The following is a 25,819-nucleotide window of genomic DNA, read 5'->3' on the forward strand; positions in this document are numbered from 1 at the left end:
ATTTAGAATATCCCCTACCCCTCCGGATGAGGCGCACATCGCCTCGACGACGACATGAACATCCCCTTTCCGATTCGCAAGGAGTGTCCGCCAGGCGCCTGCACATGCGGTCGCGAAGCGCTGCTGGACGAACCGCAATCCGACATGCGGATCCTGAGGCTGACCCGGGAAGAGGAAAAGCGCTTGATCGACCGCCTGGAAAGCCTGTCGAGCCTTGCCGAACTGAAGGCCATGGAAGAGCGCATGCATGCGCAACTGGGCATCGTGCTGACGATCACGCCCAGCATTCATGAAGTGCGCACCGTGCGCGGCATCAGCATCCAGTTGGAGGAGCAGCCGGGGTTGTGCCGCAAAACCAGGCAGGCCATTCCCGCAGCCATACGCCRTTGCCTGGAGGCAAACCCGGATATCGCGTACGCGATCCTGAACGCGCACGATTTGTTGGGCGGCAGCTGAGGCCTGGCCGGCAAGCCTGTGACAAGCGCAGGCGAGGAGGCCCACCGCCAGGCAACGCCAACAACGCCCGCTCCGGCGCGGCAACCTGCGGCGCCTCGCGGCGCTTCTCGATCCAGTCATGAAAAACGCCCGCAAAATCGCGGGCTTGGTTCCGTTACTGCCTGTACCTGCCAGATGGCGCTCTGCTTCCTTCCGGTCTTTTGCTATCCACTTTCCTACCCCGCTTCTCGCTGTCCAGCACCGGCATAGCCGGTGCAGGATGGACGGTGACTACTTCACCGGCGTCAGGATCGGCGCGCCCTTGTTCTTGATCAGGAACACAACGAACTTGGCCGGCCGCGTATTACTGGCATTGCGTCCGACGGTGTGGATATCGTTGGGACCTTCGTGGAAGGTATCGCCCGCTTTGAGCGTTACGCAATGGATGCGACCGTCTTCATGGCATCACTCCAGATTGGCCTTGCCGTTGGCTCGGGAACATCGCACTTCTCGCCAAGCATGTCCATGAGTTCGCTTTCAATCTTCCGGCAGATCTGTGCCATGGGCCAGCGAGATGATCAAGCAGATCGGAATGCGGGTAGGACAGGGACGCCACCCGTAGCACACCAAATGCTGTTCCACTTCAAGGACGTGTTCTTGCTTCCGCGCTCCTCGTCATACGTCCAGAGGTGAAGCCTCCGTCTTCGGGCAACTCCGATTCTTGCGATGAAGAAGTGTGTTTTCGCGGCACACGCCGCGCAATGGCACGCCATCCCGCACACCTTCGCGGGGYGGACGAGGCCCATGAGAGCTGAATATTTCGGGCGCAAGAAACAGAGAGCGCTATCGGAATCGGGGCGCTACTCTTCACGCCAAGCGAGACATTGGACGTCTCACTTCCATGAGTCCGGCACTTCGCCGACCTTGGCCTCACGCAAGGAGTCTGTCATGTCTGTTCGTTTGACCCAGCCCAGCGCCTACGCAGACCTCGGCGACGCTTGGCTTCGTGACCAGTCCGCCCGCCTCACGCAGAAGTACCTGCAGTTCGGCGGGCACTATCGGATCGATGCCGATGCACTGCTGGCTCGATTGGCCCGTACTGCCAGAGCAGACAAGGTGGCCGTGGCACCTGCTGCCCAGAAGATCTCGACCGAGGACCGCATTCGGCGGGCGACGATCGAAGCCATCGAGCATTGCTTGCGTCTGGAAGATCGTTTCACCCATGCCGCCGCAGTTGCTGTCGCGCACTGAGCGCCGCACGAGATCCATGTTGGCCTCGAGCCTGCACGATGTGGCAGTGCTCGCCATCCCTGGCGAGTTTCTACCCATCAATCGGCTCGGTACGCCTGCGCATGATGAGTGGATGGCGGTGCTCCCCGACAGCACTGAAATCGTCGTCGCCGATATGGAGGGAAGGCCCAGTTCAATCGGGATCGAAAAAGCCATATCGATCGTGCAGAGCCGCGCTCATCTTGAGGCGCGAGTGCGCCAGATCCTCTCGCCGATCGTCAACGACGATGGCGAGTGGCGACGAGATGGAGCAGCGCGGCGAATTCCCCAAACGCTGGCTCAGGGCATGCTGCGTCGTCTGGAAACCGAAAGCCTCCTCCACCCTCGGCCGCACGACCATGCTGCGCACCGGATGCACCGTGCCGCGCATGACCGGCGTCGTCTCGATCTGCACGCGCGATCGGCCACGGCTGGCCACCAGGCGTGTCACCGCCGCCGTGCCCTCGCCCGCCGAAGTCTGCACCTGCAGTTGCAACGGGCGGGCACGCAGCACATCGGCCAGCCGCATCAGCGCTTCCGCGATGAGCTTCGCATCCTCGGCATAGCCATGCACCGGCAACCAGGCCAGATCAATGTCCACCGACAGCCGCGGCAGGTCGTGCTCGAACAGGTTGATGGCCGTACCGCCCTTGAGCGCAAAGCGGGGCTCCTGCGCCAGCACCGGCAGGATATCGACCAGCAGCCGCACCCGGTCGGTGTAGCGCCCATCCCATGACTCAAGCAAGGTGTTCATTGAGGTCTCGCGGCAAGGTGATCTGGTAGGTCGGGTGCAGGCGTCCTCCTGGCACCAGCGCACGCTTGCCCCGGCCCAGATCGACACCATCCAGGGGCACACGCGGCAGCCACGCATGCCGATGGCGCTCGGCCAGGGCCAGGAACAGCCGCTTCGCCTTGATGCTGCGGCAGTGGCGCAGCATCAGGCTGACCCGCTGCGGCCTCAACGTGGTCATGGCCTGCATCAGCGCGTCGGCCTCGTAGACCAGCGCCGCATCCGATACGCCATCGCAAAGCTCCAGCATGGCCCGCTCGGGCGTGGAGCACACCAGCGCATCGGCACCCGAACCGATCCGATGCCAAGTCAATCCCTGGCCGGCCAGCACGGACTCAGTCACCTCGGCCGTGAACGGCACGACAGGCAGGTCGAACGGCCCTTTGCCCAGAAACGTGAAGCGCTCTGTCAACGGCAGCTTGCCCACCCAGCCCGGCGGCCGCTCCGGCCCATAAAGGGTGATCGTCCCGGCATCGCCCAGACGCAGGTAGTGCTCGTGCCCCTGCAGAGTCAGTGCGAAGCGCCCCCCGACGTGCAGCGGCACCCCTTCCCCGGCTTGCAGGCTGCGCATCACCCCATCCCACTGCAGCCGCCCTCCTTGGCGCATGTACACGCCACGGGCCGGCGACACCAGCCAGCCGCTGCTCACATAGCGCGCGACCAAGCTGTTGGAATAGTCGTGCGCCCGCAGCCAGCGGCTGGACACCAGTTGCGTGTCGCTCAACTCAGCCAGCAGGCGGTTCAGTTTTCCTTCATTTTGATCACCCATGATGCTCAAAATACAGGTTTTATAAACTTCTGGCAAGTTGCGGCGGTTTGAAAAAGATGTAAAACAATCACCGAGGGTGATCTTTTTACGATAAAGATAAACCGCCAGTTGCCCACCACCAGCCTGTCCAAAGAACACTACCGTGTCGCCCTCTGAAGGGGGAAACCTGGATCGAGGAGCGCAAGCAAGCACCCCGCGCGGATGCTTCCAAGCCAGATGTCCACTTATGAAAAACCCGCCCTGTCCGGGCGGGTTTGAGACAGGAATAAAGGCAGCGACGGCACTACCCCACCAGGGCTTCCAACTCCCTGGAAGCCGAGCGCGATAGCCGTCGTCCTTCCTTGGCTACATTGACCTGCAAAGCCACACGCGCCACCTCCAGAACATCCCTGGCCAGCGAATAGCTGCCCTTGGCCTGCAGCCAGGCCAGCACGTCCGCCAAGTGCCAGATCGACGCACTCCCCTCATGAACCGGCGCAGGGAAGCTACCCGGATGGGCCAGCATCAGCTTGCGCATGTTCTGCCGCGACACGCCGACCATCTCGGCCACTTCGGTCAGGCCAACGAGATCCGGGGCCATCTCGATCAGCCTGGCCGACGGTACAGCACCCCTTACGTCGGCCAACGCGCTGCGCACGGCCGCATCCGCGCTGCCCGCCTCACGCGTGAACTCCAGTGCCAGCCGCCCTGGCTGGCCGGTGCCGACCAGGGCATCGTCGCAGCCGGCCTCGCCCAGGCGCTCGACCAGTGCATCCGGGTCGCGGTCATCATCGGCAAGTTGATATTTGAGGGTGAAGGTGTATTCCATTAAGTTACTCCTCTGCGCCGTTGTCGGCCTCGTGCTGCTGGCGGTGCGTGGTGCAGTTGTCTACCACGCGCCGCAAGGCACGCGCATGGTTGCCAGAGTTCTTCGGTGTGCTCCATACGCTGGCAATGCAGAACTCGCCGCAGCGGCACTCCTCGTCGTTGTATGGGCAGTAAATCCGCCCCCAGGCGTGGCTGCCCCCGACTTCAACGCGCCAGCCTTGCCCTTCGGCATGCCTGAGAGCTTCCTCGATCTCTTTCTTGGGATGAGAAGGACGGGCCATCAGTGATCTCCAGCATGGGGATGATTTGATTGGTTGTCAAGTGACAACCAATCATCCGTGTCAGGCCGTCGCGCTCAACACCAGCACGGCCACGTTGTCCGGCATCAGCTTCGGCACGTAGGTCTGTCCGTCGATCCAGGCATTGACCATGTTGGCCCACTCCTGCAGTGTGGCGCCGCTGCTCGGCGTACTCGGCCTTGTTGTAGACCGAACGCGAAGAACGCCCCTCCTCGTGCGCCAGACACTTCTCGATCCAGTCGCGATTGAATCCCACCTCGTTCAGCAGCGTGGCGCCGGCCCGGCGCAGGTCGTGGACGGTGAACGGCTCCAGCGGCAAACCAGCGGTCTTGGCCCGTTCGGCGACGAACTGCGTCACGCGATTCAAGGTCGCCTTGGACATGCAACGGTCGGCGTCGTAGTGCGAGGGCAGGACAAATTTGGAGCCTGCCGCACAGGTATGCAGAGCCACGAAGATGTCGAGCACCTGCCGAGACAGGTAGATCAAATGCGGGTTACGCAGTGCGGTGTCAGTAAGCATCGAGGTTTTCCTCCTGTTGGATGACGGCTCTTTTACCGTCAAGGGTCAGGGGACCTGCTGATGCCCGGAAAGCCGCATGAAATAAGCTTTCCAGAGGAGTCTTTTACCGTCAAAGACCGATTAGGTCTTGATAGTCAACGGGAGAGTCTTGATCCGACCTCCCGCTCCTACCGTCACTTCTACCGCCAACCTATTCTGCTGGCCAGCGATAGCCACCGATAACTGACGTGACGTATTTTTTATAAATCAATACGTTACGCCAGCTTTTCGATAAGTGGCGATAGTCCCCGAAGAACCCGATTTCACTCCCACTCAATCGTAGCCGGCGGCTTGCCCGAAACGTCATACACCACGCGGTTCAATCCCCGAACCTCATTGATGATGCGATTCGAACAACGACCCAGCAGCGCATACGGCAGATGCGCCCAATGCGCCGTCATGAAGTCCGTGGTCTGCACGGCGCGCAGCGCCACCACGTAGTCATAGGTGCGCCCGTCGCCCATCACGCCGACCGACTTGACCGGCAGGAACACCGCAAATGCCTGGCTGGTCAGGTCGTACCAGCTCTTGCCTACTTGCGCAGGCTCGCACATGCCGGCAGCGGCGTCCTGTTCGGTGGCAATCGTGGCGCGCAGTTCTTCGATGAAGATCGCATCCGCGCGGCGCAGCAACTCGGCGTAGTCGCGCTTGACCTCGCCCAGGATGCGCACGCCCAGGCCCGGGCCCGGGAACGGATGGCGGTAGACCATTTCCGGCGGCAGGCCCAGCGCCACGCCGAGTTCGCGGACTTCGTCCTTGAACAGGTCGCGCAGCGGCTCGAGGAGCTTGAGGCCCAGCGTTTCCGGCAGGCCGCCCACGTTGTGGTGGCTCTTGATGGTGGTGGCCTTCTTGGTCTTGGTGCCGCCGGACTCGACCACGTCGGGGTAGATCGTGCCTTGGGCCAGCCACTTCGCATTGGTCAGCTTTTTGGCTTCGGCCTGGAACACTTCGACGAACTCGCGGCCGATGATCTTGCGCTTTTGCTCGGGATCGGTCACGCCGGCCAGGTGGCCGAGGAATTGCCCGGAAGCATCGATGGCGATGACCTTGGCATGCAGGCGGCCGGCGAACATGTCCATCACCATCTTGCCTTCGTTCAGGCGCAGCAGGCCATGGTCGACGAATACGCAGGTGAGCTGGTCGCCGATGGCGCGATGGATCAGGGCCGCGGCTACCGAGGAATCGACGCCGCCGGACAGGCCGAGAATCACTTCTTCGTTGCCGACCTGCTCGCGGATCCTGGCGACGGCTTCGGCAATATGGTCGTGCATGACCCAGTCAGGCTTGGCACCGGCGATCTTCAGCACGAAGCGATCCAGAATGTCCCGACCCTTGACGGTATGCGTGACTTCCGGATGGAACTGCACGGCGTAGTAGCCGCGCGCTTCGTCGGCCATGCCGGCAATCGGGCAGCTCGGCGTGGACGCCATCAGCTTGAAGCCGGGCGGCAGCTCGGCAACCTTGTCGCCGTGGCTCATCCAGACCTTGAGCATGCCGTGGCCTTCGGGCGTGGAGAAGTCCTCCAGGTCCTTCAGCAGCGCGGTGTGGCCATGCGCGCGCATCTCGGCGTAGCCGAACTCGCGATGGTCGCTCCACTCCACCTTGCCGCCCAGTTGCACGGCCATGGTCTGCATGCCGTAGCAGATGCCCAGCACCGGCACGCCGAGGTCCCACACCGCCTGCGGCGCGCGCAACTGGTGGTCTTCGTAGGTGCTGGCGTGGCTGCCGGACAGGATGATGCCCGTGGGCGCGAACTCGCGCACGAATTCGTCCGTGACGTCGTTCGGGTGGATCTCGCAGTAGACGTGCGCTTCGCGCACGCGGCGGGCGATCAGCTGCGTAACCTGCGAGCCGAAATCAAGGATTAGGATTTTGTCGTGCATGATGAGCGGATGGCGTTTCGTCCGGTGCGGGCTCGGTCTTCACTTCGGTGTCCGGACCATAGCCGGGCGGAGGCGTGACACCGGGCTCGCGCCGGTATTCAGGTGATTGCGGCCGGCGTGCCACGGGGGCGGCACCGGCATCCTTGTTTTGCTTGTCTTTTTGCTGCTCGCGCAGCTCACGTTCGCGCACGTGTACGCGCTTGGCGGCCGGGATCTGCACCGCCGCGAAGAAAGCCAGCATCGCGGCCAGGACCGGCAGCCAGATCTTGCCCGCGCCCTGCACCGGCAGGTCGAACATGAGCATCCAGGCGACGATCAGCACCGCGCTGGCCAGGTTGACCTGGCCAACCGTACGCGCTACCGCCACCGTGAGTTGACCGTTGACGGTCGCCTGCCACAACAGCAGGGCCAGGCCGACCAGCGCCACGCCGAGCAGCTGCCCGTACATGGCAGGCTGCGGTTGCGGAAATTGCAGCGCGCTGTAGAACGTCGTGAAAGGCGACAGCAGCAGAACCACGCCAAGCAGCAGATTCAGCAAGGCGTCGAAGAACAGCACGGCACGCAGCAATACTTTCATAAGAACACCTCCGGCCAGGCATGGGGCCTGGCTTGGGGGCGGCGCCGGGCGGCGCAGCCGGCGCGCGGCTGGCAGGACGGTCGGGTCCGGCACAGCCGCGAGTTCATATCGATCTGCCTGGTCGGCTTAGTCGATGTAGTAGTTCGGCGCTTCCTTGGTGATCTGCACGTCGTGCACATGCGATTCGCGCATGCCGGCGGCGGTGATCTGCACGAACTCGGCGGTCTCGTGCCAGCTTTCGATGGAGCTGCTGCCGCAGTAACCCATGGAGGCACGTACGCCGCCGCACATCTGGTGGATGATGGCCGTGACCGAACCCTTGTACGCCACGCGGCCTTCAATCCCTTCGGGAACCAGCTTGTCGACGTTGGCGGTGTTGTCTTCCTGGAAGTAGCGATCGGCCGCGCCGTCCTTCATCGCGCCTACCGAACCCATGCCGCGGTAGCTCTTGAAGGAGCGGCCCTGGTACAGGAACACTTCACCCGGTGCCTCTTCGGTACCGGAGAACATGCCACCCATCATGACCACATGCGCGCCGGCTGCCAGTGCCTTGGCGATGTCGCCCGAGTAGCGGACGCCGCCATCGGCAACCAGCGGCACACCGGTACCCTTGAGGGCTTCAGCCACATTGGAGACCGCGGTGATCTGCGGCACGCCGACGCCAGCGACGATACGGGTGGTGCAGATCGAGCCCGGGCCGATGCCGACCTTGACGCCATCGGCGCCGTGATCGACCAGCGCGCGCGCGGCGGCGCCGGTGGCGATATTGCCGCCGATCACCTGCACTTGCGGATAGTTCTGCTTGACCCAGCGTACGCGGTCCAGGACGCCCTGGCTGTGGCCATGGGCAGTATCGACCACGATCACGTCGACGCCGGCCTTGACCAGCAGGTCGACGCGCTCGTCGTTGTCGGGACCCACGCCGACCGCGGCGCCTACGCGCAGCTGGCCGCGGTCATCCTTGCTGGCCAGCGGATGTTCCACTGCCTTCTGGATGTCCTTGACGGTGATCAGGCCGCGCAGCTCGAAATCCTTGTTGACCACCAGCACGCGCTCGAGGCGGTGGCGGTTCATCAGGCGCTTGGCGTCTTCCAGCGATGCGTCGTCGCCGACCGTGACCAGCTTCTCGCGCGGGGTCATCTTGGCGCGCGCGGGCGCGTCCAGCTCTTCCTCGAAACGCAGGTCGCGGTTGGTGATGATGCCAACCACCGTCTTGCCTTCCAGCACCGGGAAGCCCGAGATGCCGTATTGATGTGATAGTGCAATCACATCGCGGATCTTCATGTCGGGGGGAATGGTGATCGGATCACGCAGCACGCCGGACTCGTAGCGCTTCACGCGCGCCACTTCCCGGGCCTGGTCGGCCGGCTTCAGGTTCTTGTGGACGATACCGATGCCGCCGGCCTGCGCCATGGCTATCGCCAGGCGGGATTCCGTCACGGTATCCATGGCGGCGGATACCAGCGGAACGTTCAGTTCGATCGAACGGGTCAGGCGGGTACGGAGCGAAACATCCCGGGGCAGTACCGACGAATAGGCCGGCACGAGGAGCACGTCATCGAATGTGAGTGCTTTCTGGACAAGACGCATAGCAATTCCTCTAGGCGCAAAACCGAATTATACAGGAATGGCACGTTTCTTGACGCGCCTGAGGGTGCCCTTGTTCAAGTCTGCTATGCTCTTCGTCTTTTTTCCGGCAGGGGCAAGTCAAGATGGGGATTGGCGTACTGTGCGGCCTGCTGGCCGGCGCCTTCTGGGGCATGGTGTTCATCGCCCCCAAGCTGCTGCCCGTCTTCTCGCCGTGGGAACTGGCGATCGGCCGCTACCTCGCTTACGGGCTGGTGGCCATTATCGCCGCGCTGCCGCTGATGGGGCGCATTGCGCGCAAGCTCACGCGCACCGATTGCGTCGCCCTGCTCCGGCAGGCCTTCACCGGCAACCTGCTGTACTACGTGCTGCTGGCCTTTGGCGTGCAGCTTGCAGGGGTGGGCCCGACCTCGCTGATCATCGGCATCCTGCCGATCTCGGTCACCATCATGGGCCGGCGCGACCACGGCGCGGTGCCGCTGTCACGCCTGATCTGGCCGTTGCTGGTGGTGACCGCGGGCATCGCCTGCATCAATATCGACCTGTTCGCCGGCGGCGGCGCGCATGGCGCCAGCGCGGGCGGCGAGGCGCTGCGCACCGTCTGGCAGCGCCTCGCCGGCGTGCTGTGCGCGGCAGGCGCCCTGGTGTGCTGGACGCTCTATGCGGTGGACAATGCGCGCCACCTGCAGCGCAACCCGCAATACAGCGGCAATGAATGGTCTGCCCTCTATGGCATTGCCACCGGTGTGGTATCGGTCGTGCTGGCGCTCATCGGGTGGTGGCTGGCCGGGAACAGCCTGGGCGCCGCCGGCAGCGGACGCGACTGGCAATGGTTCTGGATGGTCAATGCCGCGGTGGCGCTCGGTGCGTCGCTGATTGGCAACAACCTGTGGAACATCTCCAGCCGCCGCCTGCCGCTCACGCTGTCGGGCCAGATGATCGTATTCGAGACGCTGTTCGCGCTGGCGTATGGCTTTGTCTTCGATCATCGCCTGCCGCGCCCTTTGGAGATCGCGGCCATCGTGTTGCTGATGATCGGCGTTGCCTGGTCGGTGCGCTTGCACGCCACCGACAAGTCTGCCTAAACTAGCGCCAACCCCGGCAGCCAAGGGCGCGTGCATCACACCTGGAACGGGGTTCGGCGGCGAGCTTCCCGGCTGCCGCACAGTCATCCCAGTCATCCCAGTCATCGCAGAGCCACTAAAACCAAAGCCATGAAACGATCGACCGCGCTGTCCAGGCTCGCCACGCTCGCCGCCCTCGCCTGCCTCTGCCAGGCAGCCGTCGCCCAGTCGCAATGGCAGTGGCGCGATGGCAACGGCCGCATGGTTTATAGCGACGTGCCGCCGCCGCCCTCGGTACAGGTCGGCAGCATCATCAAGGCACCGGGACGCTTCGCCAGCACCCTGCGTCCGGTCGAGGCAGCGGCACCGGCAGCCGCGGCGGCCATTGCCGGGGGCATCCAGCCCGCGCCCAAGGGCAATGGCAATGGCAATGGCAGTGGCAAGGCGGAGCCCACGGCAAGCGCGGAGGAAGCCTTCGAGAAGCGCCGCACGGCCAGACTGAAAGCGGAGGCCGACCAGGCCCTCAAGGACCAGGCTGCGCAACAGCGGCAGGCGGGTTGCGTGCGGATGCGCAATTACGCCGCCGCGCTACAGCAGAACCGGCGCATTGCCGTATCGGCAGCGGACGGCTCCGCGCAGCACCTGGACGACACCCAGCGCCAGGAGGAATTGCAGCGCACCGCCGCCAGCCTCGAACAGGACTGCGCCTGAGCGCCCGGACGGGCCTTGATTGCCCGGGCCCCGGTCAGCTGCCGCCGCGCAGCCACTTCAGCCCTTCGCGCGTGCCGCCCTGGCGGGTCTTCTGCACGCGCTTCCTGCGCGCCGACTTGGGATCGGCCACCAGCGGGCGATAGACTTCGATGCGATCGCCATCCCGCACCAGGGTATCCGGCGTCTTGAGCTTGCCGAAGATGCCCACCCGCATGGTGGCCGGATCCACCTCCGGACAGGCCTGCAGCAGGCCCGAAGCGGCAATCGCGGCAACCATGGTCGAGCCCGGCGCCACCTCCAGCTCTTTCAGGAAGGCGCCGTCCGGCTGGGCGTAGCACACGGAGATGCGTACCGGACGGGCTCCAGCCGCTTCAGCCATTGCCGTAGACCGTTTCGGCACGCTTGACGAAGGCATCGACAAATGTATTGGCGATCACATTGAACACCGGCCCGATGATCTTCTCCAGCAGGAAGCTGGAGAACTCGTAGTGCAGGTGGAATTCGATCTTGCAAGCATCCTCGCGCAGCGGCGTGAAGCGCCAGGAGCCATTGAAGGCCTTGAAGGGGCCGTCTTCGAACACCATATCGATGCGGGTGGGCGGCTCTTGCGTATTGCGGGTGTGGAAGTACTGCTTGATGCCTTTGAAGTGGATGTGGATCTTGGCGTCGAGCAGTGTTTCGGTCTGCTCGAACACCTCCACGCCACCGCACCAGGGGAGGAACTTGGGATAGTCCTCGACGCRCGTGACCAGGTTGTACATCTGCTCGGCGGAGTGGCCGACCAGCACGGATTTTTGGACGTCTGCCATGTATTGGAAGTCATGGCCCGCGCAGACTCCGCCTGCGGCATGATGCAGTGCGGAATCCACCGGGGCGGGCCGGTTTGCTAGAATCGCGATTTTAGCCCACACGCGCGCCGGCGGCATACCGGAAGTGCATGCACCGGCTTCCCTCCGCCCTGGCTGCCTGTTTTTTTGCTCTTTTAGTTTTACCTATCTCCATTTCCTCTATCCGGACCGCATGACCATCGCAGAAAACAAGAAAGCCTTTTTCGACTACTTCATCGAAGAGCGATATGAGGCGGGGATCGTGCTCGAGGGCTGGGAAGTCAAGGCGATCCGCGCGGGACGCGTGCAGATCAAGGAAGGCTACGTAGTCATTCGCGACGCCGAGCTGTTCCTGATCGGCGCGCACATCAGCGCGCTCAACAGCGCCTCGACCCATGTCTCGCCCGATGCGGTGCGTACCCGCAAGCTCCTGCTCAAGGCAGAAGAGATCAAGCGGCTGATCGGCAAGGTGGAGCAGCGCGGCTTCACGATCGTGCCGCTCAACCTGCATTACACGCGCGGACGCGTCAAATGCGAGATTGGCCTGGCCAAGGGCAAGAAGATGTTCGACAAGCGCGAGACCGAGAAGGACCGCGACTGGCAACGCGAGAAGGCGCGCATCATGAAGGGCGCCGGGAAGGAGTAAGCAGCAGCAGTTTGCCTTGCTCACACAAATCCGTGCCGACGGTTTGCTCCCCTCTCCCGCCTGCGGAAGAGCAATCGGGGGCGACGGCGGACCCCTGCAATAGCGAGGCGCCTCACTCCGGCGCTCTGCCTCACCCCAGGCTCAAATCCCCTTCTGCTGTCCTTTGACGATCTGCAGCGCGGAAGCGATCATGCTGCTCATCTCGCCGAGGTTGCCGGGCACGATCAGCGTGTTGCCCTGCTTGGCAAGATTGCCGAAGGCGCTCACGTATTCCTCCGCGACCTTCAGGTTCACCGCCTCCATGCCGCCCTCGGTGCGGATCGCGCGCCCGATCTTCTCGATGGCCTGCGCATTGGCTTCCGCCACCGCCAGGATCGCCGAGGCCTCGCCCTGCGCCCGGTTGATGGCCGCCTGCCGCTCGCCCTCGGACTTCTGGATGGCGGCCTCCCGTGCACCGGTGGCCAGGTTGATCTGTTCCTGCCGTTTCCCCTCGGAGGCTGCGATCAGCGCGCGCTTCTCCCGCTCGGCAGTGATCTGTGCCTGCATCGCGTGCAGGATCTCCTTGGGCGGCGTGAGATCCTTGATCTCGTAGCGCAACACCTTCACGCCCCAGCTGGCCGCCGCCTCGTCCAGCGAATTGACCACGCTGTGGTTGATGTATTCGCGCTCCTCGAAGGTCTTGTCCAGTTCCAGCTTGCCGATCACCGAGCGCAGCGTGGTCTGCGACAACTGCGTGATCGCCACCACGAAGTTGCTCGAGCCGTAGGACGCCTTCATCGGGTCGGTGACCTGGTAGTACAGCACGCCGTCCACCTGCAGCTGCGTATTGTCCCTGGTGATGCAGATCTGGCTGGGCACGTCGAGCGGGATCTCCTTCAGGACGTGCTTGTAGGCAACCCGATCGACAAAGGGCAGCACCACGGTCAGCCCCGGCGACAGCGTGTCGCGGTACTTGCCCAGGCGCTCCAGCACCCAGGCATGTTGCTGCGGCACGATCTTGAAGCTCTTCGCCACCAGGACGATGACGGCAACAAGGATCAGCAGGGGCAGCACGCTGCCAAAGAATTCGAACATGGGACCTCCGTGACGGGGTTTGGGAAAGGCAAGAAAGCTGGAAAGCAAACTGCAAAAGCCTGGAAAGCCGGTGTAGCCAAAGCCGGGCCAGCAGACCCGCCCGGTTATCTCGGGCTGACGAACAGCGTGTTGCCGCGCACCTCGACAATGCGAAAGCGGCCCGGAACCGCCGGCCCCCGGGCCTGGAACTCGACGTCCCATTCCGCGCCACGATAGCGCACGCGCGCGCGCCCGTCCGCGCCCCAGGCCGGCACTTCGAGCTCCTGCCCGATGTCCGGATTGACGCTGGGATCGCGCTCGGCGATATCGGGCCGGTTGCGGCCATAGCGGGAGCGCCGCAGCAGCATGAAACCGGCCAACGCCACCAGCGCGGCCAGTATGGTCTGGCTGGCCGCGCCCAGCCCCGCCAGCGCGCCTAGCCCGCCGACCACCGCGCCCAGCGCCACCATCAGCAAATACAAGGTGCCGAAACCCAGTTCCACGATCACCAGCACCGCTGCCAATGCAAACCAGATGTAATACGGCGCCATAGCCTCCCCTTCGCTTTTCCTGCGCGCTTGGCCTTGTCCAGCCCGGTCCAGCCTTGTCCAGGCTTGTCCGCGCCAAGGACGCGGCCCAAACAAAAAACCCCCGCGGCGCCAGAGCGCCTGCGGGGGTCCGGAACACCTGACGCAGGGCCGGTGTTCCGCTATTGTGACGTCAAATGCCTCAGGAAGCCAGTTGCTTCCAGGTATCGATCACCGAATCGGGATTCAGCGAGATCGACTTGATGCCTTCCTTGGCCAGCCACAGCGCAAAGTCCGGGTGATCCGAGGGGCCCTGGCCGCAGATGCCGACGTATTTGTCCAGGCGCAGCGCGGTGGAAATGGCGCGCGACAGCATGAACTTGACCGCCGGATCGCGCTCGTCGAAGTCCCTGGCCAGCAACTCCATGCCGGAGTCGCGGTCCAGGCCCAGCGTGAGCTGCGTCAGGTCGTTCGAGCCGATCGAGAAGCCGTCGAAGTACTGCAGGAACTCCTCGGCCAGGATGGCGTTGGACGGCACTTCGCACATCATGATGATACGCAGGCCGTTCTCGCCGCGCTTCAGGCCGTGCCTGGCCAGCAGTTCGATGACCTTCGCGGCCTGGCCGAGCGTGCGCACGAACGGCACCATGATCTCGACATTGGTCAGGCCCATGTCGTCGCGCACGCGCTTCATGGCCTTGCATTCCATCTCGAAGGCCTCGGCGAAGTCTTCGGAGATGTAGCGCGAGGCGCCTCGGAAGCCCAGCATCGGGTTTTCTTCATCCGGCTCGTAGCGCGAGCCGCCGATCAGCTTCTTGTACTCGTTGGACTTGAAGTCCGACAGGCGCACGATGACGGGCTTCGGATAGAAGGCCGCGCCGATGGTGGCGATGCCTTCGGCCAGCTTGTCCACGTAGAACGCGCGCGGGCTGGCATGGCCGCGGGCCACGCTTTCCACGGCCTTCTTCAGGTCGGCATCGACTTGCGGGTAGTCGAGGATGGCCTTCGGGTGGACGCCGATGTTGTTGTTGATGATGAACTCGAGGCGAGCCAGGCCAACGCCCTGGTTCGGGATCTGGCAGAAGTCGAAGGCCAGTTGCGGGTTGCCGACGTTCATCATGATCTTGACGTCGATCTCCGGCATTTCGCCACGCTGCACTTCGGTGACCTCGGTCTCGAGCAGGCCGTCGTAGACGCGTCCTTCATCGCCCTCGGCGCACGACACCGTCACCAGCGTGCCGTCCTTCAGCAGGTCGGTGGCATCGCCGCAGCCGACCACGGCGGGCACGCCCAGCTCACGCGCGATGATGGCCGCGTGGCAGGTACGGCCGCCGCGGTTGGTCACGATGGCGGCGGCACGTTTCATCACCGGCTCCCAGTTGGGATCGGTCATGTCGGCGACCAGCACGTCGCCCGGCTGCACGCGTTCCATCTCGGACGGGTCGTTGATCACGCGCACGCGGCCGGTGCCGATCTTCTGGCCAATGGCGCGGCCGCTGGTCAGCACGGGGGCCGTGCCCTTGAGCCTGAAGCGTTGCTCGGCCTTGCCGGCGGACTGGCTCTTCACCGTTTCCGGACGGGCCTGCAGGATGTAGATCTTGCCGTCGCGGCCATCCTTGCCCCACTCGATGTCCATCGGGCGGCCGTAGTGCTTCTCGATGATCATCGCGTACTTGGCCAGCTCCGACACATCGGCGTCGGTGATGGAGTAGCGGTTGCGCAACTCGATGGGTACGTCGACGGTCTTGACGCGGCCGGCTTCGCCCGGCGCGGTGAACTCCATCTTGATCAGCTTGGAGCCGATCGAGCGGCGGATGATGGGCTGCTTGCCCGCTTGCAGCGTGGGCTTGAAGACATAGAACTCGTCCGGATTGACCGCGCCCTGCACCACCGTCTCGCCCAGGCCGTAGCTGGAGGTGATGAAGACCACTTCCTGGAAGCCGGACTCGGTGTCGATGGTGAACATGACGCCCGCGGCGCCCACGTCCGAGCGCACCATGCGCTGCACGCCAGCCGACAGCGCGACGATGTCGTGCGCGAAGCCCTTGTGCACACGGTAGGAAATGGCGCGGTCGTTATACAGCGAGGCGAACACGTGGCGGATCTTGTCCAGCACGTCGTCGATGCCGCTGACGTTGAGGTAGGACTCCTGCTGGCCGGCGAACGATGCGTCGGGCAGGTCTTCGGCGGTGGCCGACGAGCGCACGGCGAACGAAGCCTCGGCGCCCTCGCGTTCTTCGGCACGCGCGTAGAACTCGCGGATTTCCTTTTCCAGGCGCGGCTGGAACGGCGCTTCGACGACCCAGTTGCGGATCTCGGCGCCGGCTTCGGCCAGGGCCTTGACGTCGTCGACGTTGAGGGCCTTGAGGCGATCGGAAATGCGCTGGGTCAGGTTGCTGTGGGCGAGAAAGTCGCGGAAAGCCAGCGAGGTGGTGGCAAAGCCACCGGGAACCCGCACGCCAGCCTCGGCCAGTTGCGAGATCATCTCGCCGAGCGACGAATTCTTGCCGCCCACGGTTTCCACATCTTCCTTGCGCAACTGCTCGAACGGCAGCACGTAGGCGCCGTCAATTGCCGGGTTGTTCATAAAAGCCTCAAAACAAAGTAAGAAACCTGTTGCTGACGCCCGGCATATTGTTGGAGTTCTGCCACCGGACGGATCGCTTGGCTAAACAGCCCCGGCGTTGTCAGGATCGGTGTGCGATCGTGATTGCTGCAGCGCACATTGTTGATAATTCGTGGCCGAATCGTTGTGACAACAGCGCTTGCGGAATTGCTTAGCGAAAAGATCGCCGCTATTCTACCGTGCCGCACCGCACTTTCGCGGCGCGCAGATTCAAAAAATAATTGCCCTGACATGTCCCAGCCCGACGCTCCCGTTGCACCGCAAGATCCCCACGCACCGCGTACGGAGGAGCGCCCCGCCATCCGCACGGTGTTTATCGTCTCCGATGGCACCGGCATCACTGCCGAGACCTTCAGCCACTCGATCCTGGCCCAGTTCGAGATGCGTTTCCGCAAGGTACGCATGCCGTTTGTCGATACCCCCGAGAAGGCGCATATCGCGGTCGCCAAGATCAACGAAGCCTTCTACGCGGAAGGCGTGCAGCCCATTGTCTTCACCACCCTGGTGAACCAGGAGTCGAACAAGACGATCCGGCGCGCCAAGGCCATGATCCTGGACATGTTCCAGACCTTCATCGAACCGCTGGAGAAGGAACTCGGCCTCAAGTCCACCCATGCAATCGGCCGCTTCCATCAGAACGCGGACACCGAGGCCTACCAGAACCGCATCGAAGCGATCAACTTCTCGCTCGCGCATGACGACGGCCAGTCGCACAAGAACCTGGCCGAGGCCGACATCATCCTGGTAGGGGTTTCGCGCAGCGGCAAGACGCCGACCAGCCTTTACCTGGCCATGCAGTACGGGCTGAAGGCGGCCAACTACCCGCTGATTCCGGACGATTTCGAACGCGGGAAGCTGCCCAGCGCCCTCTATGCGTTCAAGAGCAAGATCTTCGGCTTGTCGATCAATCCGCAGCGCCTGGCCGAGATTCGCAACGAGCGGCGCCCGGGCAGCAAGTATGCGGCACCAGAGAACTGCCGGTACGAGGTCAATGAAGCCGAGGCGATGATGCGGCGGGAGGGGATCAAGTGGCTATCGTCGACGCACAAGTCGATTGAGGAAATCGCCACGACGATCCTGCAGGAGATCAAGGTGGATCGGGACAGCAATTATTGAAAGCGCCCGAGGCACCGAACGAAGCCAAACGGTGCGCCAAAGGCGTTTGACACGCCCATCGGTGTTTACGGCCTCTCCCGCTGGAGGAAAAGGGGGAAAACCAGGCGCCTGCGCCTGGCTTCAGCCGCCCGACCGCCGCTGCCGCACCGCCTCGAACAGGCAGATCGCCGTCGCAGCCGCCACATTCAGCGACTCCAGCCCGCCCGGCTGGGGAATCCCCACCGTGCGGCTCACCCTGGCCATCCACTCCGGGCTCACACCCGCGCCTTCATTGCCTACCACCCAACCCACCGGCGCGCGCAGGTCGGTGTCGAACACGGCCGCCTGCGCGTGCGAGGATGTGGCCAGCAGCGGCACCGCCAGGCGTGGCGCCAGCATGTCCAGCGTGCAATGCTCGACGATATTCAGGTGAAAATTGGCGCCCATGGCGGCGCGCAGGGTCTTGGTGGACCAGGCGAAGGCGCTGCCCGTGACAAGGAAGGCATGGCCGATGCCCGCCGCGGCGGCGCTGCGCAGGATCGAGCCTACATTGCCGGCATCCTGCACGCAGTCCAGGATGACGCAATCAGTATCGATATGCGCAGGCAGGTGCCCGGCGGGCGTATCGATCACCAGCATCAGGTCGATGCCGTTGACCACGCCGGCGATCAGGTCGAACAAGGCGTCAGCCAGCAGCACCACGCGCTCGGGGGCGATCTGGCTGAGCAGCGGCGCCACCTCGGCATGGTCGTAATGCCGCTCCGACACCACGCACTGCACGGGCTGGCCCAGCGCATCCAGGTAGGCCTGCGCGAGGTGCACGCCATCCAGTACCGACTGCCCGGCCTTGCGGCGCGCATGCGTGGAACCGGTCAGCGCCTTGAGGTGCTTGAACAGCGCGTTGTCGCGCGAAGTGACGTGCTTCACGATACCTGCTCCGGGAATGGCGGCGGCGACGTGCCGGCGGCAGGCGCGATGCGTCCCAGCGCGATGGCCTCGCGCACCGGCGCGAACGAGCGCCGATGGTGCGGCGTGGCGCCGAACTGCGTGAGCGCTGCCAGGTGCTGCGGCGTACCGTAGCCAGAGTGAGCGTCGAAGCCGTACTGCGGGTACGAGGCGTGCAGCGTCAGCAGTTCGCGATCGCGCGCCACCTTGGCCAGGATCGACGCCGCCGAAATCGCCTGCACCTTGGCATCGCCCTTGACGATGGCCTCGACCGCGAAGCGCACCTGCGGGCAGCGGTTGCCGTCTACCTGCACCAGGTCCGGCTCCAGGCCGGAATCGGCCAGGCCATGCACCGCGCGCTGCATGGCCAGCATGGTCGCGTGCAGGATGTTGATCGTGTCGATCTCTTCCACCGTGGCGAAGGCGATATGCCAGCCCAGCGCGCGTTCGCGGATCTCCTCGAACAGCGCCTCCCTGCGCAGGGCAGTCAGCACCTTCGAATCGGCCAGGCCCTTGATGGGCCGGGCCGGATCGAGCACCACGGCGGCGGCATAGACGGGGCCGGCCAGCGGGCCTCTGCCCGCCTCGTCCACGCCACAGAGGTGGCGGACCTGCGCGGTGTGATCGGTGAGGCCGAAACCGAGTTGGGCCGAATCGGCCTTGGCAATGGGACGGCGCGCCATTACACCCCCCTGCGCTGCCGGATCAGGCCGGCGACCACATCCGAGGCGATCTCGGCGGTATTGCGTTTGAGCGTCTGGTGCATCTGGGTGAAATGTTCGCGCAGGAACGCGGTATTGCCTTCGTCGTTCAGCTGCAGCAGCGTCTCGCGCGCCAGCGCCTCCGGCGTGGCGTCGTCCTGCAACAGTTCGGGCACGACAAAGCGCCCCGACAAGATATTGGGCAAGCCCACATAGGGCAGGTACCCCTGCCGCTTCATGATCTGCGCGGTCAGCCAGGGCACCTTGTACGAGATCACCATCGGCTTCTTGTACAGCGCCGCCTCCAGCGTGGCGGTGCCGCTGGCCAGCAGGATCACGTCGGCGGCTTCCATGGCAAGGTGCGACTGCCCGTCGATGACGGTCAGCGGAATCTGGGGATACTGCTGGTGCAGGCTCTGGACGATCTCGCGCAGCGGCGCGCTGGCAACCGGCAGCACGAAGGCGAGATTGCCGTCCATGCTGTGCATGCGCGCCATGGCGGCGAAGAACGTCGCGCCCAGGTTGCGCACCTCGGATTGCCGGCTGCCAGGCAGCACGGCCACCACGCGCGGCCCGGCCGGCAGTCCCAGCCGCGCGCGCGCGCCCTGCGTGTCCGGCACCATCGGGATCACGTCGGCCAGCGGATGGCCCACATAGGTGGCGGGAATGCCGGCGCTGGCGTAGATCTTCGGCTCGAACGGAAACAGGCACAGGATGTGATCGACCGCGCGCGCGATGGTGCGGATGCGTCCGCCCCGCCATGCCCAGATCGAAGGACTGACAAAATGCACCACGGGAATGCCCGCGCGGCGCAGCGCCACTTCCAGACCGAAATTGAAATCCGGCGCATCCACTCCGATAAAGCACAGCGGCGGCTGCGCGATCAGCCGCTCCCTGATGGCGCGGCGCGTGGCCAGGATCTCGCGCAGCGAGCCCAGCACCTCCACGTAGCCATTGACCGAGAGCGTGTCCATCGGCCATTGCGAGTCGAACCCCTGCGCCATCATGCGCGGACCGCCAATGCCGGCGTAGCGCATGGTCCCGCCGAGCCGGGCCTTGAGCCCGCCCATCAGCAGGGAAGCCAGCAAATCACCCGAGTTCTCGCCGGCCACCATGGCAATGGTGCCGCGCGTACCCGCTACGTCCGGCGTAGCATCCGTGGCCGGTAGGACACCCTCGACCATGGCGTCGGCCGGCTTCAGCGCACAATGCCGCGCTGCGTGGCGGCAATGAAGTCGAGGAAGCGCTGCAGCGGTGCCGTGGCGGTGCCTTCGACCTGCGCGATCAGTTGCGCGATCTCGATGCGGGCGGCTTCGAAGCTCAGGTCGGACTTGTACAGTACCTTGTAGGCCTGGCGCAGGGCCGCGATCTGTGCGGCGTCGAATCCGCGGCGGCGCATGCCTTCCACGTTGACGCCGTGCGGCGTGGCCTTGTTGCCGCCCTTGTCGCCGGCGGCGATCACGAACGGCGGCACATCCTGCACCAGCGCCGAAGCGCCGCCCAGCATGGCATGTTCGCCGATGCGCACGAACTGGTGCACCCCGCTCATGCCGCCGAGAATGGCCCAGTCGCCCACCTGCACGTGGCCGGCGATCTGCGCGTTGCTCGAGAACACCGTGTGGTTGCCCACGCGGCAATCGTGCGCGATGTGCACGTAGGCCATGATCCAGTTGTCGTCGCCGATGCTGGTCACGCCCTGGTCCTGCACCGTGCCGGTGTGGATGGTGGTGAACTCGCGAATCGTATTGCGATCGCCAATCACAAGCCGCGTCGGCTCGTTGCGGTACTTCATGTCCTGCGGCATGCCACCCACCGAAGCGTAGGGCCCGATGCGGTTATCCGCGCCGACAGTGGTATGCCCCTCGACGGTCGTGTGTGCGCCCACCTGGGTGCCGCTGCCAAGCCGCACGTTGGGACCCACGATGGAAAACGGCCCGACGGTCACGTCGGAAGCCAGCTCGGCCTTCGGGTCGACCAGTGCGCTGGGATGGATTTGCGTCATGCGTCCTGTCCTATGGTCTGAGATTGGAAAAATGAACGGTCAACACAATGAACCAATACGTCCGAATCCGCATTCAGGGCGTGGCGATCGATCGCGCAGTAGCCCTGAATGCGCATGTTCAGGCGTCGGCCTGTTTGACGGTGCACATCAACTCAGCTTCACAAGCCACCTTGCCTTCCACCGTGGCAAATGCCTTGAACTTCCAGATACCGCGAATGTAGCGTTCGACCGAGACGTTCATATGCAACTGGTCGCCCGGAGTCACAACCTGCTTGAAGCGGGCCCCGTCGATGCCGACGAAGTAATACAGCGAGTCCTCCTTGCGCTCCATGTCGGCGCCGAAGGTCAGCAGGCCGGCCGACTGCGCCAGCGCTTCGAGGATCATCACGCCCGGCATCACGGGGTGACCCGGGAAATGGCCCTGGAAGTACGGCTCGTTCATGGTGACGTTCTTCAGCGTTTTGATGCGCTTTTGCGGCTCCAGTTCAAGCACGCGGTCCACCATCAGGAACGGGTAACGATGCGGCAGCAGCTTGAGGATCTTGCGGACGTCGATATCGGCTGCGGTCATGATTTTTTCTCTTCGGTATGCGGGATAGAATTGCCGGCGTCCTGGCTTTGCAAGCGTTTTTCGAGCTGGATCACGCGCTCGCGCAATTTGCTCAGCCCGCGCAAGGTGGCGGCGTTGCGTTCCCAGTCGCCGTGAGACTGGAACGGGAACACGCTGGTGAAATGACCGCCGGGCTTGGTTATGGATTTAGTGATCGACGTGCCACCGGAAACCGTGGTGCGCTCGGCGATGTTCAGGTGTCCGGCAAAGTTGGCCGAACCTCCGATGACGCAGTAGCGGCCGACCTTCGTACTGCCGGCTATCGCCGCGCAACCTGCGATCACAGTATGCGCGCCCACGCGCACGTTATGCGCGATCTGCACCTGGTTGTCGAGCTTGCAGCCATCCTCGATGACCGTGTCGGCCATGGCACCGCGGTCGATCGCGGTATTGGCCCCGACTTCGACGTCGTTGCCCAGAATCGCGCGGCCGGTCTGCGGAATCTTGACATACGCCACGCCGGCCGGGCCGATATCCGGGGCAAAGCCAAAGCCGTCCGCGCCCAGCACGGAGCCGCTGTGCAGTATGCATCTCATACCCACCACGCATTGGTGATAGATCGAGACATTGGCATGGATCAGCGTGTCGTCGCCGATCTGAGCGCCAGCGCCAACAAAGCTGTTGGCCAGGATGCGCACCCGCTCGCCGAGCCGGGCACCGCTCTCGACCACCACGTTCGGGCCGATAAAGCAGGAGGCGGGCACCACGGCATCGGGCGCCACGCTGGCGCGCGGGTCGATGCCGGTACGGTGATCGGTATTGGCGCGCCGCTCGAACTCCTGCGCGATACGTGCAAAGCACACGTAGGGATTGCGCGCGACCAGCCAGTTGCGCCCGTCGGCCTGCCCTTCGGCGCGGATGCGCTCCAGGTCGGCCGCCGACACGATCACGGCGCCGGCACCGGACGCCAGCGCCTGTGGCAGATACAGGGGGTTCGAGAGGAACGAGAGCTGGTCGGGACCGGCCTGGTCGAGCGGCGCGAGGCCGCGTACGGCGAGGTCGGGATCACCCACAACCTGCGCGCCGGTATCGGTGGCGAGCTGAACCAGTGTGGGCGTTTGCATAGCAGTACTTCCTTGAACAGCGAAAACCGACAGCTTACTTGCTACCGGCGTTCAACGCTTTCATCACATCGTCGGTGATGTCGATGCGAGGATTGACGTAGACGGCTTCCTGCACGATCAGGTCGTACTTGCGCTGCTCGGCCAGCTGGCGGATCACGCGGTTGGCGCGCTCGAGCACCTGGGCCAGTTCCTCGTTGCGGCGCTGGTTCAGGTCCTCGCGGAATTCGCGCTGCTTGCGCTGGAATTCGCGATCGAGATCGGCTACTTCGCGCTGGCGGCGCTGACGGTCGGCGTCGGCCAGCACGGCGGTGTCCTTGTCGAGCTTGTCAGCCATGCCCTTGATCTTCTGGGCCATGTCCTGGAGTTCGCGGTCGCGCTTGGAGAATTCCTGCTCCAGCTTGACCTGGGCCTGCTTGGCAGGCACCGAATCACGCAGGATGCGCTCGGAATTCACCGCGGCGATACGCGCTTCCTGGGCCATGGCGGGCGCGGCGGCCAGCAGCGCTGCGCCCATCAGCGCGGCGGCCGTCAGGCTCTTGATCAGTGGGAATGCAGTTTTCATGAGTCCGTTCCTCAATCTTTTATTCTCTAGTCTCGCTCAGAACGCAGTACCAATCTGGAACTGGAAGCGCTGTACCTTGTCGGTCTCGTCCTTCTTCAGCGGGTAGCCCACGCTGATCTTGAGCGGGCCGATCGGTGACAGCCAGGACATGCCCACACCCGTCGAATACTTCAGCTGGCTCAACAACAGCGGCGTACCTTCCTGGTACACATTACCAAAGTCGAAGAAGGTAAACAGGCGCACTGTCCGGTCCACCCCCGAACCCGGCAGCGGGAAGATGAATTCGATGTTGCCGATCATCTTGGAGGCACCACCGGTCGGGTTGCCGTTCTGGTCCTTCGGGCCCAGCGTGCTGGTCTGGTAGCCGCGAACCGAGCCGATACCACCGGCGTAGAAGTTCTTGAACACCGGGAACGGCGTGTTGCCGTAGCCGTGGCCGTAAGCCACTTCACCATTGAAGGCCATCGTGAAGGACTTGGACAGCGGATAGAAATACTGTTGCTGGATGCTGGCGCGATAGTACTGCGTATCGCCGCCGGGCACGCCGACTTCAAGGTTGGCCTGCGTGTAGGGTCCCTTGGTCGGGACCAGCGCGCTGTCGCGGCGGTCGCGGGCCCAGCCGATCGTGAACGGGAAGTTGTTGATCGGGTCGCCGCTGTTCTTGCCGATCTTGGTCAGCCACTGGGTGTACTGGATCGGCGTGTTCACCGAGGTGTAGACCTGGCTGCGCTCGTAGCCGATACCGAAGAACACGGTATCCGTTTCCGTGAACGGCACGCCGAACTTGATGTTGCCGCCTTCCGAAACGATCTTGTAGTCCTGATCGCCGGTGTAGTAAAGCGGCCGCGCCGTACGATAGTAGATATCGGTCGAGCGGCTGATGCCGTCCACCGTGAAGTACGGATCGTACTGCGTCAGCGAGATGGTACGGAAGGACTTCGCGGTGTTGACGTCCAGGCCCAGGCTGGTACCCGAACCGAACACGTTGTCCTGGCGCAGGCCGGCCTGCAGCACCAGCTTGTCCGTGGAGGAGAAGCCCAGGCCCAGACTGATCTGCCCGGTCGGCTTTTCGGTCACGTTGACGTTCACATCTACCTGGTCGGGCGCGCCCGGCACGTCCTCGGTGGTGATGTTGGTGTCGGTGAAGTAGCCGGTACGGTTGATACGCGCCTGCGACTGGGTCAGCTTTTCGCTGTCGAACCACGAGCTTTCCATCTGGCGCATCTCGCGCCGCACCACTTCGTCGCGGGTCTTGCTGTTGCCCACCACGTTGACGCGGCGGACATAGACGCGACGGCCCGGATCGACCAGCAGGGTCAGCGCGACTTCACGCTTTTCCTTGTCGATCTGCGGCTGCGGGTTGATGGTGGTGAACGCGTAGCCGTAGGTGCCCAGCAGGTCGGTGATGGCCTTGGTGGTCTGGGTCAGCTTTTCGGACGAGAACACGTCGCCCTTCTGCAGCTTGAGCAGCTTTTCCATCTCGGCCTGCTTGCCGAGCAGTTCGCCCGCCAGGCGGATGTCCGACACCTTGTACTGGTCGCCTTCCTTGATGTTCAGCGTCAGAAAGATGTCCTTCTTGTCCGGCGTGATCGACACCTGGGTCGATTCGATGGCGAACTCGAGGTAACCGCGGTTCAGGTAGTACGAACGCAGGGATTCCAGGTCGGCGGTGAGCTTCTGCTTGGAATACAGGTCGTTCTTGGTGTACCAGGATAGCCAGTTCGGGGTCGACAGCTGCATTTCATCGCGCAGCGTGCTTTCCTTGAAAGCCTTGTTGCCGACGATATTGATCTGGCGGATCTTGGCCACCGGACCTTCGTCGACATTGAACACCACCGACACGCGATTGCGGTCGACCGGGGTGATCGTGGTCTGGACGTCGGCGGCATAGTAGCCTCGCGCCACATACTGGCGCTTGAGTTCCTGCTCCGCCTTGTCGATCAGGGCCTTGTCGTAATACCGGGCTTCGGCCACGCCCACCGCGCGCAACGAGCGGCGCAGGGTGTCCTTGTCGAATTCCTTGATGCCAACGAACTCGAGCTGGGAAATGGCCGGGCGCTCTTCCACCTGGACCACCAGCACGCCGTCCTCGGAACGGATCTGGACATCCTTGAAGAACCCGGTGTTATACAGGGCACGAATGGCGTCGGCGCCCTTGTCGTCGCTGAAGGTCTCGCCGACCTTGACCGGCAGGTAGCCGAACACCGTACCCGGTTCGACGCGCTGCAGGCCCTCGACACGAATGTCCTTGACGACGAATGGCTCCGCGGCCCAACTCACTGGGGTCCAGGCCGCGATAATGGCACTCGCCAGCACGCTCAGCGAGATGCGCTTATGTCTGATCAATCTTGATCCCCTCTTTGATTCCATGCAGGATTGAGCTCCGATGCTTCGCGGGGCTGCGCCTTGGC

Annotated in this window: 26 protein-coding genes and 3 pseudogenes; 6 read left to right on the forward strand and 23 right to left on the reverse strand. The window is 63.8% G+C overall.

Features of this window, described 5'->3' with window-relative positions:
- Positions 1–54: 54 nt before the first annotated feature.
- On the forward strand, positions 55–456 hold the full coding sequence (locus AC1DQ3_RS27320; protein ID WP_477123279.1) for a hypothetical protein: 402 nt from the start codon (positions 55–57) through the stop codon (positions 454–456).
- A gap of 270 nt (positions 457–726) precedes the next feature.
- Here AC1DQ3_RS27320 and AC1DQ3_RS27325 read toward each other — a convergent pair.
- Positions 727–873 (reverse strand): annotated as a pseudogene (locus tag AC1DQ3_RS27325) (cupin domain-containing protein); the annotation flags it as partial.
- 510 nt (positions 874–1,383) lie between these two features.
- On the opposite strand from AC1DQ3_RS27325, the gene AC1DQ3_RS27330 reads away from it, so the two are divergent.
- The gene (locus AC1DQ3_RS27330) at positions 1,384–1,686 is read left to right on the forward strand and encodes a hypothetical protein (protein WP_477123280.1); all 303 of its coding nucleotides are present in this window, start codon (positions 1,384–1,386) and stop codon (positions 1,684–1,686) included.
- Between the two features lie 328 nt (positions 1,687–2,014).
- Here AC1DQ3_RS27330 and AC1DQ3_RS27335 read toward each other — a convergent pair.
- The 8 genes and pseudogenes from AC1DQ3_RS27335 to guaB form a co-directional block, all read right to left on the reverse strand.
- Positions 2,015–2,458, reverse strand: a pseudogene (locus AC1DQ3_RS27335) (nucleotidyl transferase AbiEii/AbiGii toxin family protein); the annotation flags it as partial.
- The gene (locus AC1DQ3_RS27340) at positions 2,442–3,263 is read right to left on the reverse strand and encodes a type IV toxin-antitoxin system AbiEi family antitoxin domain-containing protein (protein WP_477123316.1); all 822 of its coding nucleotides are present in this window, start codon (positions 3,261–3,263) and stop codon (positions 2,442–2,444) included. The gene AC1DQ3_RS27340 and the pseudogene AC1DQ3_RS27335, both read right to left, overlap by 17 nt.
- A 283-nt stretch (positions 3,264–3,546) precedes the next feature.
- Positions 3,547–4,071: a helix-turn-helix transcriptional regulator gene (locus tag AC1DQ3_RS27345; protein WP_477123281.1), complete on the reverse strand. Its 525-nt coding sequence runs from the start codon at positions 4,069–4,071 to the stop codon at positions 3,547–3,549.
- Positions 4,072–4,075: 4 nt separating this feature from the next.
- Complete coding sequence (locus tag AC1DQ3_RS27350) at positions 4,076–4,351, reverse strand: hypothetical protein (RefSeq protein ID WP_477123282.1); 276 nt, start codon at positions 4,349–4,351, stop codon at positions 4,076–4,078.
- Between the two features lie 60 nt (positions 4,352–4,411).
- Positions 4,412–4,868, reverse strand: a pseudogene (locus tag AC1DQ3_RS27355) (tyrosine-type recombinase/integrase); the annotation flags it as partial.
- Between the two features lie 323 nt (positions 4,869–5,191).
- Positions 5,192–6,811 (reverse strand): glutamine-hydrolyzing GMP synthase, encoded by a 1,620-nt coding sequence (guaA, locus tag AC1DQ3_RS27360; protein WP_477123283.1) that lies wholly within the window; start codon positions 6,809–6,811, stop codon positions 5,192–5,194.
- The gene (locus AC1DQ3_RS27365) at positions 6,786–7,388 is read right to left on the reverse strand and encodes a hypothetical protein (protein ID WP_477123284.1); all 603 of its coding nucleotides are present in this window, start codon (positions 7,386–7,388) and stop codon (positions 6,786–6,788) included. The genes guaA and AC1DQ3_RS27365 overlap by 26 nt, the downstream gene beginning before the upstream one ends.
- 126 nt (positions 7,389–7,514) lie before the next feature.
- On the reverse strand, positions 7,515–8,978 hold the full coding sequence (gene guaB / locus AC1DQ3_RS27370) for an IMP dehydrogenase (protein ID WP_477123285.1): 1,464 nt from the start codon (positions 8,976–8,978) through the stop codon (positions 7,515–7,517).
- A 122-nt stretch (positions 8,979–9,100) separates the two neighbouring features.
- Between guaB and AC1DQ3_RS27375 the strand changes: the two genes are divergently transcribed.
- The gene (locus AC1DQ3_RS27375) at positions 9,101–10,060 is read left to right on the forward strand and encodes a DMT family transporter (RefSeq protein ID WP_477123286.1); all 960 of its coding nucleotides are present in this window, start codon (positions 9,101–9,103) and stop codon (positions 10,058–10,060) included.
- 129 nt (positions 10,061–10,189) lie between these two features.
- Positions 10,190–10,750: a DUF4124 domain-containing protein gene (locus AC1DQ3_RS27380; RefSeq protein ID WP_477123287.1), complete on the forward strand. Its 561-nt coding sequence runs from the start codon at positions 10,190–10,192 to the stop codon at positions 10,748–10,750.
- A 34-nt stretch (positions 10,751–10,784) separates the two neighbouring features.
- Here the strand turns inward: AC1DQ3_RS27380 and AC1DQ3_RS27385 are convergent, their stop codons facing one another.
- Both AC1DQ3_RS27385 and AC1DQ3_RS27390 read right to left on the reverse strand, forming a co-directional pair.
- Positions 10,785–11,129, reverse strand: coding sequence for an RnfH family protein (locus tag AC1DQ3_RS27385; RefSeq protein ID WP_477123288.1), 345 nt, complete (start codon positions 11,127–11,129; stop codon positions 10,785–10,787).
- Positions 11,122–11,559 carry a type II toxin-antitoxin system RatA family toxin gene (locus AC1DQ3_RS27390; protein WP_477123289.1) on the reverse strand — a complete coding sequence of 146 codons (438 nt, stop codon included), beginning with the start codon at positions 11,557–11,559 and terminating at the stop codon, positions 11,122–11,124. The genes AC1DQ3_RS27385 and AC1DQ3_RS27390 overlap by 8 nt, the downstream gene beginning before the upstream one ends.
- Positions 11,560–11,770: 211 nt before the next feature.
- Between AC1DQ3_RS27390 and smpB the strand changes: the two genes are divergently transcribed.
- The gene (gene smpB, locus AC1DQ3_RS27395) at positions 11,771–12,223 is read left to right on the forward strand and encodes an SsrA-binding protein SmpB (protein WP_477123290.1); all 453 of its coding nucleotides are present in this window, start codon (positions 11,771–11,773) and stop codon (positions 12,221–12,223) included.
- 141 nt (positions 12,224–12,364) lie between these two features.
- Here the strand turns inward: smpB and AC1DQ3_RS27400 are convergent, their stop codons facing one another.
- From AC1DQ3_RS27400 to AC1DQ3_RS27415, 4 genes are all read right to left on the reverse strand, one after another.
- Positions 12,365–13,297: an SPFH domain-containing protein gene (locus AC1DQ3_RS27400; protein ID WP_477123291.1), complete on the reverse strand. Its 933-nt coding sequence runs from the start codon at positions 13,295–13,297 to the stop codon at positions 12,365–12,367.
- A 104-nt stretch (positions 13,298–13,401) separates the two neighbouring features.
- Positions 13,402–13,827, reverse strand: a complete 426-nt coding sequence (locus AC1DQ3_RS27405; protein ID WP_477123292.1) for an NfeD family protein — start codon at positions 13,825–13,827, stop codon at positions 13,402–13,404.
- A 178-nt stretch (positions 13,828–14,005) separates the two neighbouring features.
- Positions 14,006–16,390 carry a phosphoenolpyruvate synthase gene (ppsA, locus tag AC1DQ3_RS27410; protein ID WP_477123293.1) on the reverse strand — a complete coding sequence of 795 codons (2,385 nt, stop codon included), beginning with the start codon at positions 16,388–16,390 and terminating at the stop codon, positions 14,006–14,008.
- The gene (locus AC1DQ3_RS27415) at positions 16,387–16,662 is read right to left on the reverse strand and encodes a hypothetical protein (RefSeq protein WP_477123294.1); all 276 of its coding nucleotides are present in this window, start codon (positions 16,660–16,662) and stop codon (positions 16,387–16,389) included. Before AC1DQ3_RS27415 ends, ppsA begins: the two co-directional genes overlap by 4 nt.
- 76 nt (positions 16,663–16,738) lie before the next feature.
- On the opposite strand from AC1DQ3_RS27415, the gene ppsR reads away from it, so the two are divergent.
- A complete protein-coding gene (gene ppsR, locus AC1DQ3_RS27420; protein WP_477123317.1) occupies positions 16,739–17,545 on the forward strand; it encodes a posphoenolpyruvate synthetase regulatory kinase/phosphorylase PpsR in 807 nt (268 codons plus the stop codon).
- Positions 17,546–17,665: 120 nt separating this feature from the next.
- Here the strand turns inward: ppsR and AC1DQ3_RS27425 are convergent, their stop codons facing one another.
- The 8 genes from AC1DQ3_RS27425 to bamA form a co-directional block, all read right to left on the reverse strand.
- Positions 17,666–18,451 carry a TrmH family RNA methyltransferase gene (locus AC1DQ3_RS27425; protein WP_477123295.1) on the reverse strand — a complete coding sequence of 262 codons (786 nt, stop codon included), beginning with the start codon at positions 18,449–18,451 and terminating at the stop codon, positions 17,666–17,668.
- Positions 18,448–19,152: a ribonuclease HII gene (gene rnhB / locus AC1DQ3_RS27430; protein ID WP_477123296.1), complete on the reverse strand. Its 705-nt coding sequence runs from the start codon at positions 19,150–19,152 to the stop codon at positions 18,448–18,450. The genes AC1DQ3_RS27425 and rnhB overlap by 4 nt, the downstream gene beginning before the upstream one ends.
- Positions 19,152–20,354: a lipid-A-disaccharide synthase gene (gene lpxB / locus AC1DQ3_RS27435; RefSeq protein WP_477123297.1), complete on the reverse strand. Its 1,203-nt coding sequence runs from the start codon at positions 20,352–20,354 to the stop codon at positions 19,152–19,154. Before lpxB ends, rnhB begins: the two co-directional genes overlap by 1 nt.
- Positions 20,355–20,368: 14 nt before the next feature.
- Positions 20,369–21,172 (reverse strand): acyl-ACP--UDP-N-acetylglucosamine O-acyltransferase, encoded by an 804-nt coding sequence (gene lpxA, locus AC1DQ3_RS27440; protein WP_477123298.1) that lies wholly within the window; start codon positions 21,170–21,172, stop codon positions 20,369–20,371.
- Positions 21,173–21,290: 118 nt separating this feature from the next.
- A complete protein-coding gene (fabZ, locus tag AC1DQ3_RS27445) occupies positions 21,291–21,743 on the reverse strand; it encodes a 3-hydroxyacyl-ACP dehydratase FabZ (RefSeq protein WP_477123299.1) in 453 nt (150 codons plus the stop codon).
- Positions 21,740–22,846, reverse strand: coding sequence for a UDP-3-O-(3-hydroxymyristoyl)glucosamine N-acyltransferase (gene lpxD, locus AC1DQ3_RS27450; RefSeq protein WP_477123300.1), 1,107 nt, complete (start codon positions 22,844–22,846; stop codon positions 21,740–21,742). The genes fabZ and lpxD overlap by 4 nt, the downstream gene beginning before the upstream one ends.
- A 34-nt stretch (positions 22,847–22,880) precedes the next feature.
- Positions 22,881–23,408, reverse strand: coding sequence for an OmpH/Skp family outer membrane protein (locus AC1DQ3_RS27455; RefSeq protein ID WP_477123301.1), 528 nt, complete (start codon positions 23,406–23,408; stop codon positions 22,881–22,883).
- 36 nt (positions 23,409–23,444) lie between these two features.
- Positions 23,445–25,754 (reverse strand): outer membrane protein assembly factor BamA, encoded by a 2,310-nt coding sequence (bamA, locus tag AC1DQ3_RS27460; RefSeq protein WP_477123302.1) that lies wholly within the window; start codon positions 25,752–25,754, stop codon positions 23,445–23,447.
- Positions 25,755–25,819 lie beyond the last annotated feature (65 nt).

The sequence above is a fragment of the Cupriavidus sp. 01T418 genome, assembly GCF_056398885.1.